The 13372-nt window shown below is 31.9% G+C and carries 13 protein-coding genes, 4 tRNA genes and 1 pseudogene; 6 read left to right on the top strand and 12 right to left on the bottom strand.

Annotated features, from left to right (window positions below; genetic code table 11):
* Positions 1-229 (top strand): annotated as a pseudogene (locus CAMP5082_RS07755) (ShlB/FhaC/HecB family hemolysin secretion/activation protein); the annotation flags it as partial.
* On the opposite strand, the gene CAMP5082_RS07760 reads toward CAMP5082_RS07755, so the two are convergent.
* Genes CAMP5082_RS07760 through CAMP5082_RS07790 form a run of 7 tightly spaced genes read right to left on the bottom strand, consistent with a single transcriptional unit; the run spans position 226 to position 6627 of the window.
* Positions 226-798 (bottom strand): type II secretion system protein, encoded by a 573-nt coding sequence (locus CAMP5082_RS07760; protein ID WP_337206381.1) that lies wholly within the window; start codon positions 796-798, stop codon positions 226-228. The pseudogene CAMP5082_RS07755 and the gene CAMP5082_RS07760 sit on opposite strands and share 4 nt — an antisense overlap.
* The gene (gene tsaD / locus CAMP5082_RS07765) at positions 795-1802 is read right to left on the bottom strand and encodes a tRNA (adenosine(37)-N6)-threonylcarbamoyltransferase complex transferase subunit TsaD (RefSeq protein ID WP_337206382.1); all 1008 of its coding nucleotides are present in this window, start codon (positions 1800-1802) and stop codon (positions 795-797) included. The genes CAMP5082_RS07760 and tsaD overlap by 4 nt, the downstream gene beginning before the upstream one ends.
* Positions 1799-3187: a M99 family carboxypeptidase catalytic domain-containing protein gene (locus tag CAMP5082_RS07770; protein ID WP_337206383.1), complete on the bottom strand. Its 1389-nt coding sequence runs from the start codon at positions 3185-3187 to the stop codon at positions 1799-1801. The genes tsaD and CAMP5082_RS07770 overlap by 4 nt, the downstream gene beginning before the upstream one ends.
* Entirely contained in the window at positions 3184-4263 is a 1080-nt protein-coding gene (gene dxr / locus CAMP5082_RS07775; protein ID WP_337206384.1) for a 1-deoxy-D-xylulose-5-phosphate reductoisomerase, read from the bottom strand. Before dxr ends, CAMP5082_RS07770 begins: the two co-directional genes overlap by 4 nt.
* Positions 4260-4988: a phosphatidate cytidylyltransferase gene (locus CAMP5082_RS07780; RefSeq protein ID WP_337206385.1), complete on the bottom strand. Its 729-nt coding sequence runs from the start codon at positions 4986-4988 to the stop codon at positions 4260-4262. The genes dxr and CAMP5082_RS07780 overlap by 4 nt, the downstream gene beginning before the upstream one ends.
* Positions 4989-4999: 11 nt before the next feature.
* Positions 5000-5320, bottom strand: coding sequence for a hypothetical protein (locus CAMP5082_RS07785; RefSeq protein ID WP_115646350.1), 321 nt, complete (start codon positions 5318-5320; stop codon positions 5000-5002).
* A gap of 2 nt (positions 5321-5322) precedes the next feature.
* Positions 5323-6627 (bottom strand): NFACT RNA binding domain-containing protein, encoded by a 1305-nt coding sequence (locus tag CAMP5082_RS07790; RefSeq protein WP_337206386.1) that lies wholly within the window; start codon positions 6625-6627, stop codon positions 5323-5325.
* Between the two features lie 41 nt (positions 6628-6668).
* Between CAMP5082_RS07790 and CAMP5082_RS07795 the strand changes: the two genes are divergently transcribed.
* The 3 genes from CAMP5082_RS07795 to CAMP5082_RS07805 are packed head-to-tail and all read left to right on the top strand — an operon-like array spanning position 6669 to position 8573.
* Positions 6669-7268: a molybdenum cofactor guanylyltransferase gene (locus tag CAMP5082_RS07795; protein WP_337206387.1), complete on the top strand. Its 600-nt coding sequence runs from the start codon at positions 6669-6671 to the stop codon at positions 7266-7268.
* Positions 7231-8205 carry a phospholipase A gene (locus CAMP5082_RS07800; protein ID WP_337206388.1) on the top strand — a complete coding sequence of 325 codons (975 nt, stop codon included), beginning with the start codon at positions 7231-7233 and terminating at the stop codon, positions 8203-8205. Before CAMP5082_RS07795 ends, CAMP5082_RS07800 begins: the two co-directional genes overlap by 38 nt.
* 2 nt (positions 8206-8207) lie before the next feature.
* Entirely contained in the window at positions 8208-8573 is a 366-nt protein-coding gene (locus tag CAMP5082_RS07805; RefSeq protein WP_337206389.1) for a hypothetical protein, read from the top strand.
* Positions 8574-8595: 22 nt separating this feature from the next.
* Here CAMP5082_RS07805 and CAMP5082_RS07810 read toward each other — a convergent pair whose 3' ends face one another.
* The gene (locus tag CAMP5082_RS07810; RefSeq protein ID WP_442863333.1) at positions 8596-9948 is read right to left on the bottom strand and encodes a Na+/H+ antiporter NhaC family protein; all 1353 of its coding nucleotides are present in this window, start codon (positions 9946-9948) and stop codon (positions 8596-8598) included.
* Between the two features lie 134 nt (positions 9949-10082).
* Here CAMP5082_RS07810 and ilvD point away from each other — a divergent pair, with 134 nt between their 5' ends.
* Positions 10083-11759 (top strand): dihydroxy-acid dehydratase, encoded by a 1677-nt coding sequence (ilvD, locus tag CAMP5082_RS07815; RefSeq protein ID WP_337206391.1) that lies wholly within the window; start codon positions 10083-10085, stop codon positions 11757-11759.
* Positions 11760-11834: 75 nt separating this feature from the next.
* Here ilvD and CAMP5082_RS07820 read toward each other — a convergent pair.
* The 4 genes from CAMP5082_RS07820 to CAMP5082_RS07835 all read right to left on the bottom strand — a co-directional run bounded on the left by CAMP5082_RS07820 (position 11835) and on the right by CAMP5082_RS07835 (position 12218).
* Positions 11835-11922: transfer RNA gene (locus tag CAMP5082_RS07820), tRNA-Ser, on the bottom strand.
* A 33-nt stretch (positions 11923-11955) separates the two neighbouring features.
* Positions 11956-12029, bottom strand: a tRNA-Cys gene (locus CAMP5082_RS07825).
* 16 nt (positions 12030-12045) lie between these two features.
* Positions 12046-12134: transfer RNA gene (locus CAMP5082_RS07830), tRNA-Leu, on the bottom strand.
* Positions 12135-12143: 9 nt separating this feature from the next.
* Positions 12144-12218, bottom strand: a tRNA-Gly gene (locus CAMP5082_RS07835).
* 296 nt (positions 12219-12514) lie between these two features.
* Here CAMP5082_RS07835 and CAMP5082_RS07840 point away from each other — a divergent pair.
* Positions 12515-13372: cache domain-containing protein (locus CAMP5082_RS07840; protein WP_337206392.1), on the top strand; the 858-nt coding region annotated here is incomplete at its 3' end.

Below are 13372 nucleotides of genomic sequence, written 5' to 3' on the forward strand. Positions count from 1 at the left end.
GAATTTTTATTTTACTCCTTTTTATGATGTAGGTTATGCTTGGTATGAAAAAGATTCAGGAAGTAGATTAGCAGATGAGCATTTTTTAGATGCAGTAGGTTTACAAGTACTTTATAATAAAACTAATGAGTATTATATAAAGCTTGATGCAGCAAGAGCATTACATCAATATAAATACGATGATGAGCATAGAATGAAATTATATTTAAGTGGTGGGGTGTATTTTTAACTACCACTTAAAAAATACACCCTAGTAGCCAAGTCTTTAAAAGCTTTAGAGTGGATTAAACTTTGGCAAGCCTTAGACTTTGAAGTGCTTGAAAATTCGCTTTGACTAAAAGCATTTAAAGCCTCATCTAGTTGAGTTTTTATACTTTGATTTTTAGGATCTTTCAAAGCTTGATTTTTTAAATCTGCTATATTTTGGACTTTGCTTTTTTGAGCATTATCTACTATAAGTGCTAAAAGTAAAATGCTTTCTTTATCCACAAAAAGCACCTTAAAACACTGTTCATCATTTCCTACACTAAAATCAAGCTCTTTGGTGGAATTTTGCAAATTTGATAAATCTTCATTTTTTATATTTGCTACATTACTCATCAAAGCTATACTTGAAAGACTTTCATTTTTTAGTACATAAGAACTTACATCATTGATAAAAGTTTTTAAATTTCCCAAAGCTTGAGTTGTACTTGCTTCATCTTTACTTGTGCTAAATTTTGGCAAAGCAACCGCAGCTAAAACCCCAAGTATAATCACCACAAACACAAGCTCTATAATAGTAAAAGCCTTTTTCATAATACGCCTTGTAAGTTTTTTACTTTAGGGCTTATAAGATCATCTTCAATACTTACAAATTCTTTACGCTCATAAGCCTCACAAGCTGCCCTTGCTATCATCAAAGCATTATCTGAGCAATACTCAAGTGGAGCTAGCAAAAGCTCACATTGATAGCTTTGGCATAAACGCTCTATTTGACTTCTTAGGCTTAAATTTGCACTAGCTCCACCTACTATACCAAAACGCTTAAATTTATACTCTTTAAAAATTTTTTCTAACTTGTTTAAAATATGCGCTATGGCTGCTTTTTGAAATGCAAAGGCGATTTTACTTTTACGCTCTAAGTTTAACTCTTCTTTTAAAATTTCCAAACGCACTTGGTTTTTAAGTCCTGAAAAACTATAAGCTAAGTCTTTAGAATGAAGTAAGGGTATGCTAAATTCTAAATCACTTTCTTTTGCATTTTTAGCTAAATTTTCTATGATGGCCCCACCAGGATAACCAAGCCCCATCATCTTAGCTACTTTATCAAAGCTTTCTCCAAAGCTATCATCGGTTGTTCTTGCTAGCTCTGTGATTTTACCTTGCTCATCGATAAAAAGCACCATAGTATGCCCACCACTTACAAGCAACACACCCATATCAAAACTAGCTTTTTTATCTAAAAACATAGAATAAATATGTCCTTTTAAGTGGTTAATCGCTATAAGTGGTAATTTTAAACTAATGGCAAGCATTTTAGCCATAGCTACTCCACCTATCAAACTCACACTAAGACCAGGTTCATTTGTAACTGCTATGGCACAAAGCTTATCAAAGTATTTTTGACATTTTTCTAAGATTTTAGGTAAAGCTTCACTGTGTAATCTTGCTGCAAGCTCAGGCACTACCCCACCATAAACACTATGGGCATTTTCTTGAGAAATCTTTGTATGAAAAATACATTCAAAGCTGTTTTTATCTATGATAGCAATAGAACTATCATCACAAGAGCTTTCTATGGCAAGGATTAAGCTTTTCATTGAAATTCCACTAAGATCATACCGATAAATTTGTCTTTTTGCTCTGCTTTTTCTATGGCTTTTGCAGGTATGTTTGCTTTTTTGATTTCTTTAAAATTTGTCTTTTTTTCTAAGGCTTGATCTGCTAAATTAGCATTTTTTAATTCATAAAATTCCACTCTATAAATTTTTCTTTTTTTATCTAAAGAATAACGACTTTGCATTTGATTTTTACTTATCTCTATACCACTTTCATCATTACCCCTATCAAAACCTATGACATTAACCCTTACACCTACAATGGAAGGAATTTTAAAGCTATTTTTTACCATGATTTTTTGAGCAAAATTTGTTTGTATATTTTTTCCATCTACTATCATTTCAACACTATCTAGCGCATTTGAAAACTCAAAGTATTCAGGATATAATCTTGTTTGCAAGCGATTGCCGTAATTGACTGAATATGAATTAGCGTTTGAAATCACTGCTGTAATCTCATTGCTTGCTTCATAATTTAAAGCTTGATTAACAGGAAAAGGCAAAAAATTTATGGCATTAGTAGGTTTGTCAAGATAAAGTAAAATTTTATCATTAAAAAGTCTTACTTCTAAAGGCTTTTCAATAGCTCTATAAACTCCATTTGGAGTTAGCTCAAAAGTTCTTTGAAATTCTATATTTGCCTTTTTTAGATAATACTCCACCGCCAAAAGATGATAATACACTCTTAAATGTGTAGGTAAATTTTTGCTCGCTTCATTAGCAAAGGCTGCTTTGTGATTTGACACTACAAAATAAGTTAAAGCCTTTAGCATATCTTTGTCATTGCTTTCTTGGGTCTTGGTGTTTTTTAAATGATATTGATGTTCTTCTTTTACCAAAGCTTTGTTGATATTTTCCACCGCTTCTTTAGCTATGCTTTCTAAGTCTGCATATTTAGTAGAATTTACCTCACTTTGATCGATAATGCTAGTGTTACCCCAGCGGTTTGGGTTTTTATCTTTGCTTTCATATTGTGGTCTATAAAAACCGCTTCCATCGTGTAAATTTACAACCATATTAACTTCAGGATCCAAAATAAGCTTTTTTATACGCTCTATAGTGTGAAAATCAGGATCGCTTTCATCTATATGAGCAAATTTTCTATTTAAATCTCCAAAATTTCCTCTATTTCTAGCAATAATACTTTCAAAAGCTAAATTTGGCGCAACGATGATTTTACCTTTAGTGATATTATAATCACTCAAAAGCAAACTAGCTGCATGAAACCCGCCTGGCTCATCTCCTTGTATGCCTCCAAGGATTAAAACTGTGTTATTATCATCTAAACTTTTTCCATTTTCTTTCACACTAAATTCTAAAGCAAAAACTGCATTTATAAAAATCAAAACACTTAAAAAATATCTCACTTCATTTCCTTATCTAAATAAAGCCTTACTTGTTTATCATACTCAAAAACATCTTCAATTTGGTTAATCTTTGGCACACTAAAATAATCTAATGCTTTAAAAATTCCTTTAGCTATGTCTAAAAACTGTGCTTTTTGGGCTAAAAATTGATACACCATATACTCATTTGCACTATTTATAATCACACCCAAATCAGGCTCTTTCAAAAGCTCATCTTTGAGTGAAAATATAGGATATTTTTTTAAACTAATTTTTTCAAATTTTAAACTTGGCATGGCTAATAAATCTAAATTTTCTATAAAGCTTTGATCATGCTCATCTAAAATCGCTTGAGCTATAGACAAACGCATATTTGCATGAGAAAAATACGCACTTATACCACCGTCTTTAAACTCACACAAAGCATGCACTAAAGATTTTCTTTCTATCAAAGCATCTATTTGCTTAATACCATAAAGATGATAAGCTTCAATGATTTCAAAAAGCTTATTACACATACTAGCACTATCTATAGTGATCTTAGCCCCCATACTCCAGTTAGGATGCTTGAGAGCTTCTTTTACGCTAACATTTTTTAAATCTTTGATTTTATAATTATAAAAGGCTCCTCCACTTGCTGTGATGAAAAGTTTTTTAATATTTTTTCTTTTATCTATTAAACACTTTAACGCTGCGTGTTCGCTATCTATAGCTTTAACCTTAGAAGTGTCAAAAAATTTCCCTGCTACCACTAGGCTTTCTTTATTTGCCAAGGCTAAAATTTTACCAAGCTTTTGCACCATAAGACTTGAACTTAAGCCTGCAAAACCTACTATAGCATTTACCACCAAAGAGCTTTTACACTCAGCTATCATCGCTTTTAAGCCCTCTTGGCCGCAAAAAATCTTATCATGATCAACCAAGGTTTTATCTTTTTCATCTTGTATGCATACAAATTTAGGCTTAAAAAGAGTTATTTGCTCATTTAAAAGCTTGATATTTTTACCACAAGATAAGGCCTCTATGCTTATGTTTTTTTCTTTGGCAATAAAAAGAGTATTAACCCCTATACTTCCTGTGCTTCCAAGTACAATCATACTAAAGTTGCCATTGCAAATGCTGCAATGATAACAGCATCAATTCTATCTAAAACTCCCCCATGCCCTGGGATTAAATTACCGCTATCTTTAACGCCTGCTTGTCTTTTAAAATAACTCTCAAGCAAATCCCCTATCACAGTAAAAATAGCTACTATTAAAGATATATAAATACTTTTTACTAAGCTAAATTCAAAAGAACCTATGATAGTTCCTAAAATCCCTGCACAAACTATGCCACCTACTACACCTTCTAAGGTTTTATTTGGGCTTGTTGGAGAAAAAGCTCTCTCACCAATGAGTTTTCCTATAAAATACGCCCCACTATCGCAAGCAACGACAATCACTATAAGCCAAAACAATACAAACATACCCTCATAGCTTAATACTTGATAAAGCATTAAAATAGGTAAAGTAGGATATATATAAGGCATAAGCTCATTTAAATTTTCACTTTTTTTATAAACTAAATATCCCAAAATCAAAATCAAAGCCATAAGGCCTATAAAAAAAGGTTTATCTAAAAATGCTCCTATTGCAAAAATACACAAAGCCACAAAAGCACTTGCATGTTTGCTTTTAAACATAGCCTTTGCTTCATTAAATGCCAAAAACAATAAAACACCAAAAATAGCAAAATTAATCAAAAAATTATCCACTAAAGCAACAACAGCTATCACAGCTATCATCACAATAGCACTAAAAATTCTTGTCTTTGAAAACATTTTTATCCTTTCTATATACTTAAATCAAGCAAATGAGAGCTTTTTTTAACTACTTCTTGCTCTTCTTGTTCATCTTCATCTTCTTGCTCTTGTTCTTGATGATGTTTAGAATGTTTCCTTTCTTCCTCTTGTCTTTCTTTTACTTCATCGCTTACTTCGTGGGTTTGATTAACTTTTTCAAGTTTTTCAACTGCCTTTTCTTTTGCTTGAAACTCACTCATATTTACTAAAGTTGCAAAAGAATCTTTTGCTAGTTCATTACTTGCTTGTGCTGAGTGTACTGGTGCATTTTGGTTAGCATAATTAACGCCACCTATGGGACTTATAGGCATATTCACTCCTTTAAAATGCTTATAGTCTTATAATTTGTATAATTTACAAAAGCCTTTTCTCTAACCTTAACAAAATTCTTACTCGTATAATCGACCAAATAAGCTCCAGAGCTTAGCTTGGAAAATTCCACACAAAGCTTTGCGGCAAATTCTAGCACTAATTGACTTATTTTTAATTTATTTGAAGTAATGATCACATGCGCACTAGGATAATCTTTCACATGCAACCAAATATCATCTTTTTTAGCTATTTTTAATAAATACTCATTAGCTTTTTCATTGCGTCCTACGCTGATTTTAAACTCATCAAAATAAAAGCTACTAACCCTTGCATTTAACTCTTCTTTTTTGGTTTTTTTGGTTTTTTTAGGCACTAAAACTTCTAATTCTCGCAAAGAAGTGCTTTTAGTAATTAAATCTTTTAAGTTAATTAAAAAATCAAGTTTTTCACTTAAAATTTCTCTTTCTATGTTGATATTTTTAGCCTTTTGTTTTAGCTTTTTAGCCATTTTGTAAAATTCATTCGCACTATTTTTAGGTGTATCTTCAAGCTTAAAAGCAAGCTCATTTGCATTAAAATCTTGCAAAATAAATTCTCTTTGATAATCTTTTAAAGAATTTAAATTAGCAAATAAAACATCTGCCTTTTGGCTTAACTCTTGAGCTTTTTTTAATAAATTGCTTTCTTGTTCTAATTTTTCTATACTCTCTTTAAGGGTAAAAATTTTTTTATCTACATTTAAAAGTTTATTTTCTTTTATATCTTTTAAGCGCTCTTGCTGTAACTTTTTAGCACTTTCTTTAAAATACACATTAAAATCATCAATCTTTACAAATTCTTCTTTAATCTCATAAGCTTTTAAAGCTTGGAGTTTTTCGCCTATTTTTACAATACGATAACTTTTATCTATATGACGCAAAGCTTCTATGATAATATCATTAGTATCTGTGATGATGACATTGGTGTTTTTTCCTGTAAATTCAAAATAAATCTTAGCCCCATAAGCTTTGTAAGATTTTTCTGATAAAACTTCAAAAGATAAAATTCTATTATTTTCTAATACTTCTAAATTTAAAATCTTTGCATTAGAGAAGTATTTTTTTAACATAAAATCAAAAGGTGCGTTATAGACTTTTGCTTGGAGCTTATCTTGGTAAATTCCACTTTTTCCGCGTGTTAAATCTAGTATAAAAGCTTGATGATCTAAGCTAAGCTCTAAGATATTATCATCAAGGCGTTTGAGATAATTTAGCCTTTGAAATTGTTTAAAATAATCTTTTATTTGTATTAAATCTGTATATTTCATAAATGTATTATAAAATATTTTGATGAATTTATGAGGTTTTTATGAGTGAAAAAATTCCCTATCCTTGTGTGATTTTATGTGGCGGAAAGTCTTCACGCATGGGAGAAGATAAAAGCTTATTGCAAGTAGATGATAAAAACTTAACTCTTTATCAGTATGAAAAAATGTCAAGAATTTTTAATCAAGTTTTTATTAGCGCTAAAAAAGATAAATTTCATCAAAAAAACTTAGCACTTATTTTAGATGAGGATTTAAACAACTATTCTCCACTCATTGCCTTAAATTCTATACTTAAACATTTTCAAAATACCTATGTATTTATCCTTAGTGTAGATACTCCGAGTATAAGCAAAGAAAGTATTTATAAACTTTTTCATCATCTAAAAGCACAAAATATACTCTTAGCAAGCACAAAAAAACACAAGCATTATTTGTGCGGATTTTATCATAGTAGAAATTTTGAAAAAACTTTGCAATTTTTACAAGAAAATAACCACAAACTAGCCCTTTTTTGTGATACAATGAAAGCAGAATTTATAGAGTTTGAAAATGAAAATGAGTTTATAAATTTAAATTATTTAAACGAATACAAAAAGTGGCTTCATGAAAAAGACAATCTTACCCATACTATGTGCTTTTAGTGCTTTAGCAAATGAGGATTTAATCAATCAAGCCTTAGAATATGAAAGGCAAGGTGAGTATAAAAAGGCTATGCAAATTTATAAAAGCTTAGCTTTAAAAGATACAGCAAAAACAAAAAATTTAGAACTTTCTCTTAATAATGAGCAAAATACAACAAAAGAACATAAAATAGATGATTTTAACCCAAGAAGCGAAGCCTTAGCAAATTACCTTGGCACAGAAAAATCATACAATCCTTTTGGTATTAGCACGCATAATCTTAGTTATTTTATGCCTGTTTCTTATAGTTTTAGCAAAAGAGATTATAAAAGCACTGAAACTAAATTTCAAATTAGTCTTAAAAAAACTCTTTTTGAAAATCTTTTGGGTTTAAATGAAAGTTACAACATAGCTTATACACAAATTTCGTGGTGGCAGCTTTATGAGCATTCATCGCCTTTTAGAGAAACTAATTATTTGCCTGAATTTTTCATCAATTTTCCTATAAGTGGGCATGGAGCTTTTGAAAATTTAAAAAATGTACGCGTTGGCTTATTACACGAATCAAATGGACAAGATGATCCAAAATCAAGATCTTGGAATAGAATTTATCTAAGCAATGCGTGGTTTTTTGGGGACTTTGTGTTCATACCTAGGGTTTGGCTAAGAATTCCTGAAAAAAGCTCAGAGGATGATAATCCTGATATAGAAAAATATTTGGGTAATTTTGATATCAATCTTGCTTATACTCAAGATGATTATTTTATCAATATCTTATGGCGTAATAATTTAAATTTTGCTAATAACCGCGGTGCAGTGGAGCTAAGCGGAGCTTATAAAATTTCTAACAATGGCTTGTATATTTACACTCAGTATTTTAACGGATATGGCGAGAGTCTTATTGAGTATAATAAATCTTCAAGCAGACTCTCAAGCGGAATTTTGCTAATGTATTAAAAATGGAAAAATTTTGTTTTATTAAGTTTATCATTAATAATGAAAAGTCTTTTAAAAGATTATGTGAGTTATTTAATTATATTAAAATTTTAAAAGATGAAAGTATATATAATTTTTATAGCAAAAAAGAATTAGAATATTTCTCAAGCAAAGATTGCTGGGAATTTGATGATATTTTTGATTGTATAGGAAATGGAGAGTATTATTTTCACTCCATAGAAAAAATAGAGGAAAATATTGCCAAATTATATTTTTACCCCATTTCTTTTCCTTATGGTGGAGTTGAACCTATAATCGAGTTTATAAAATCATTCCAAATGAAAATTCTTACAATTGATTGTGGTTATGTGGAAGAATTTGAATATTAAAAGCCTTTTTAGACTTTTAATATTAAAGCAAGCAAAATGCTATAACACTACCTAAGATAAGTAAAGAGCCATTAAAGCATAAAAAGGTTGGTATACAAGTATCTTTGATGTGATCACCTTGCTTATCTGCATTAAGCCCTACACTCACTCCCAAAGTCGTCTCACTAGCAGGCGATCCTGCATCGCCTAAAGCTCCAGCAACACCGATGATAAAAATAATCGCAGCAGGTGAAAAACCAAGCTCTATACATATAGGGCAAAATAAAGCAGCGATGATAGGAATAGTACCAAAAGAACTACCTATGCCTATGGTAATTAAAAGCCCTATAGCTAGCATGATAAAAATAGCTAAAAAGTGACTTTGTTCCATAAAAGGCACACTTGTTTTTACAAGCTCAGCTATACCCCCACTTTGCTTTAGAACCTCTCCATACCCTGAAGCAACAAGCATTACAAAGGCTATATAACCCATGATTTTAAGTCCATCATCAAAAACTAGATTAACTTTGTTATATTCTACTCCGCCCAAAACCACCATCAATACAAAACCTAAAAGCCCTGATAAAGGTAAATTATGCGTTAAAATTTGCAAAATCAAAGTCAGCAAAAGACCAGCTAAAACACCCCATTCTTTTTTACTCATTTTTAGATTTTCAAAGTCCATTTTGGCAATTTGCTCTTCTTGATATTCTCTTGGTTTAGCATAAAATACAAACACAGCCAAAAACAAACCAACTAGCATACAAATAGCCGCAAAAGCCATAGTTTGAGAAACTTCTCCTAGGCTAATTTGCACTCCATTTGAATTTAAATTATCCACAAGCAAAGTTTGAAAAATAAGCCCAAAACCTAAAGGCACTACCATATAAGGAGTTGTAAGTCCAAAAGTTAGCGCACAAGCTATGGCTCTACGGTCTATTTTTAATTTATTAAAAAGCTTTAACAAAGGTGGGATCAATAAAGGCACAAAAGCCACGTGGATAGGGATTAAATTTTGTGAAAAACAAGCAATAAATGCCAAAGAAAGTATAAGTAAGTATTTTTTATGTGAAATATAATGCGAAACTATTTTAATCAAATATGCCGTTAAATTAGTTTTTGATATAGCAGCAGCCACCGCTCCAAGTAAAATATAACTTAGTGCTGTTTGTAAATTTCCTTGCATACCATCGATTAAAATTTTCATAGAATCCATCATAGCTTGTGGAAGTTGGGTAAAAAACTCCATCAAAGTTAAATGCTCTATATGCATAAATTTAGACCAAACGCCTACAAAAAGCCCAGAAAGCAAAACACTAAGCAAAACATTAAACCTAAAAAAACACAAAAGCGTCATTAATACAACGCCTATAAATACCGGATTAGTTAAAAGCATTACATTCCTTAAATCAAAATAATTGCACATTTTAAATAATTTTCTTTAAAATACCATTTAAGTTTAAAAAATTTAAGCAAAAATTGCAAAATAAAAGCATAAAATGATAGTTTTTACTTTAAAAAAGGATACAAATGAGAAGTGACGCGATCAAAAAAGGACATTTAAAAGCACCAAATCGTTCTTTACTTAGAGCATGTGGCTTAAATGATGAGGATTTTGACAAACCTTTTATAGGTGTTGCAAATAGCTATATAGATATCATCCCGGGACATTTTTTCTTAAATGAATATGCAAAGATCATCAAAGATGAAATCCGCAAAAATGGTTGCATTCCTTTTGAATTTAATACTATAGGTGTAGATGATGGCATTGCTATGGGGCATGATGGTATGCTTTATTCTTTGCCAAGTCGTGAAATCATTGCAAACTCTATTGAAACAGTGATGAATGCACACCAACTTGATGCACTAATTTGTATCCCAAATTGTGATAAAATCACTCCAGGTATGCTCATGGGGGCTTTAAGAGTTAATGTGCCGACTATTTTTGTGAGCGGTGGGCCTATGCGAGCAGGAGTAAATAAACACGGAGAAAAAATCAGTCTAAGTTCTGTTTTTGAAGCAGTGGGAGCTTATGAGGCTAAAAAAATCAATGAAGATGATTTAAAAGATATAGAATGCAAAGCTTGTCCTAGCGGTGGATCTTGCTCGGGTATGTTTACTGCAAATTCTATGAATACTTTATGTGAAGCTATGGGCATAGCGCTTGAAGGAAATGGAACTATTTTAGCACTTAGCAAAGAAAGAGAAGAGCTTTTAAGAAAGGCTGCGCGTAGAATTTGCGAGATTGCCCTAGATGAGCGTTTTAAAATTCGCAATATCATTACTAAAAAGTCCATTAACAATGCTTTAGTTGTTGATATGGCTATGGGTGGAAGCTCAAATACTATCTTACATATGCTTGCCATTGCTTATGAAGCAGGTGTAAATTTGGATATAAAAGAACTCAATCACATCAGTGCTAATGTGGCTCATATAGCCAAAATTGCTCCATCTTTAAATACTGTTTATATGGAAGATATACACAAAGCAGGTGGAGTAAGTGCAGTAATGGCTGAAATAGCTAAAAAACCAGGCCATATTTTAGAACTTGATACTCTAGATATTGGCGGAAAAACTTTAAAAGAACGCATTGAGAATGCTAGCATTAAAGATGAAAATATTATAAGAAAAATAGACAATGCCTATTCAAATGTAGGTGGACTTGCTATACTTTTTGGAAATTTAGCAGAACAAGGCTGTGTGATAAAAACTGCAGGTATTATGGGTGAACGTAAATTCAAAGGTAAAGCGGTTTGTTTTAATTCTCAAGAAGAAGCCATTAAAGGCATTATAAAAGGTAAAGTTAAAGAAGGTGATGTGTGTGTGATACGCTATGAAGGACCAAAGGGTGGACCTGGCATGCAAGAAATGCTTAGTCCAACCTCATTGCTCACAGGCATGGGACTTGGTGCCAAAGTAGCACTTATAACAGATGGTCGTTTTAGCGGAGCTACAAGAGGGCTTAGTATAGGTCACATTTCTCCTGAAGCTGCAGAAGGTGGACTTATAGCGCTTTTAGAAGATGGCGATGAGATAGAAATTGATGTGGATAATTACAGTATCAATGCAAATTTAAACCAAGATGAAATCGCCAAACGCAAAGCAAACTTTAAAATGCCAAATAAACAAATAAATTCAAGATGGCTTAAAATGTATCAAAAGCTTGTAAGCAATGCTAGCAAAGGCGGGGTTTTAGACTTAGAATAATTTTCTTAATTTCTTAGAGAAATTAAGAAATATCTTTTAAATGTGAAAACAAAAATATGAAAAATTATGTTAAAGTGGCCGGGAGAAAGGGATTCGAACCCCTGGAGGTGTGACCCTCAACGGTTTTCAAGACCGCCGCTTTCGACCACTCAGCCATCTCCCGAAAGAATAAAAATATCAAGTGTTAACATCGCATTGGAGGCGACATCCGGATTCGAACCGGAGATCAAGGCTTTGCAGGCCCATGCCTTACCGCTTGGCTATGTCGCCTTGAGTTACCAAAAAGTGGTGCCCGAGGCCGGACTTGAACCGGCACGGAAGAAAAATTCCGAGGGATTTTAAGTCCCTTGTGTCTACCAATTCCACCACCCGGGCGGGTGATAATGGAGCGGGAAACGAGATTCGAACTCGCGACCCCAACCTTGGCAAGGTTGTGCTCTACCCCTGAGCTATTCCCGCATATAAAATTGAAATTATACCTATTAAAGCTTAAATATATATAAAAAATTACAATAATCAAATAAACTTATTATTAAAATTAATAATATTTTTATAATCAATATGATATAAAACTGAGTCTGATTTAATCAATTTAAAATATTACAATGGAGGTATTTATGTTCAGCTTTAAAAGCTTATCAAGTAAATTAACATTTATAACCTGTTTGTTAATTATAGCAATTTTAACCGTAGTTAATGTTATAAACTACTATGAATCTAAAAAAACAATCAATGATTATCTGTATGAAATACAGATGAAAACAATGCTAGATGTTACAAAGGTATATGAACTTTATGGTAGTTCAAAAAGAGCAGCAATCAACTCTCTTGGACACTCGATCTCTTCCAAACCAAATATGCATCAAGATGAAATTATAGATATTTTAGGCACTCTAAAACAGTCATCAGATTTTGAACTTGTTTACATTGGATTTGAAGACACTGGTAAAACTTACAGATCCAACAAAGTTATTAATGATATCACAAGTGGATATGATACTAAAAATAGACCTTGGTATAAAGAAGCAAAGGCTGCTGGCAAACTAATCGTTACCGATCCTTATGTCTCTGCTTCTAGCGGTCAAATAACTGTAACATATGCTGCACCAATTTATTCAAGTGGTAAATTTATAGGTGTTGCAGCAGGAGATTATGATCTTTCAAGGTTTTCAACCGATGTTTTATCGCTGGGGCACTCTAATAGCTCTTATGTTGCAGTTTATGATAGAGAAGGTATTATAACCTTCCATGAAGACAAAGAAAGAATGCTTACTAAAAACGATTTAAGTGTCAATATAGCAAACGCTATAAAAGCTAATCCTGATTTAGCTGATCCAAGCAAAGAAGAAACCTTGTTTTATGCTAAAGATGGAGCAGGTAAAACCCAAGTGGTAACTTGCAATCAAGCATTAAATCCCAAATATGTAATTTGTTCGATTACAGATGAATCTATATATACTGACGCGGTAAACAAATTGTTATTTCAACAAATTATAATTGCAATTATAGCTATAACAATAGCTTTGCTTCTAGTAAGATTTGCTATTATTAGAAATTTAAAGCCTATTGCGATTATCACTACCGGCCTCAACTCTTTCTTTGACTTCATCAAT

Origin of the sequence: Campylobacter sp. LMG 17559 (assembly GCF_024723605.1) — a bacterium.
Taxonomy (GTDB): domain Bacteria; phylum Campylobacterota; class Campylobacteria; order Campylobacterales; family Campylobacteraceae; genus Campylobacter_D.

Coding starts and splice junctions, on each gene's coding strand:
- CAMP5082_RS07760 (WP_337206381.1), bottom strand. CDS start 798: ATGAAAAAGGCTTTTACTATTATAGAGCTTGTGTTTGTGGTGATTATA.
- tsaD (WP_337206382.1), bottom strand. CDS start 1,802: ATGAAAAGCTTAATCCTTGCCATAGAAAGCTCTTGTGATGATAGTTCT.
- dxr (WP_337206384.1), bottom strand. CDS start 4,263: ATGATTGTACTTGGAAGCACAGGAAGTATAGGGGTTAATACTCTTTTT.
- CAMP5082_RS07780 (WP_337206385.1), bottom strand. CDS start 4,988: ATGTTTTCAAAGACAAGAATTTTTAGTGCTATTGTGATGATAGCTGTG.
- CAMP5082_RS07785 (WP_115646350.1), bottom strand. CDS start 5,320: ATGCCTATAAGTCCCATAGGTGGCGTTAATTATGCTAACCAAAATGCA.
- CAMP5082_RS07790 (WP_337206386.1), bottom strand. CDS start 6,627: ATGAAATATACAGATTTAATACAAATAAAAGATTATTTTAAACAATTT.
- CAMP5082_RS07795 (WP_337206387.1), top strand. CDS start 6,669: ATGAGTGAAAAAATTCCCTATCCTTGTGTGATTTTATGTGGCGGAAAG.
- CAMP5082_RS07800 (WP_337206388.1), top strand. CDS start 7,231: ATGAAAAAGACAATCTTACCCATACTATGTGCTTTTAGTGCTTTAGCA.
- CAMP5082_RS07805 (WP_337206389.1), top strand. CDS start 8,208: ATGGAAAAATTTTGTTTTATTAAGTTTATCATTAATAATGAAAAGTCT.
- CAMP5082_RS07810 (WP_442863333.1), bottom strand. CDS start 9,948: ATGCTTTTAACTAATCCGGTATTTATAGGCGTTGTATTAATGACGCTT.
- ilvD (WP_337206391.1), top strand. CDS start 10,083: ATGAGAAGTGACGCGATCAAAAAAGGACATTTAAAAGCACCAAATCGT.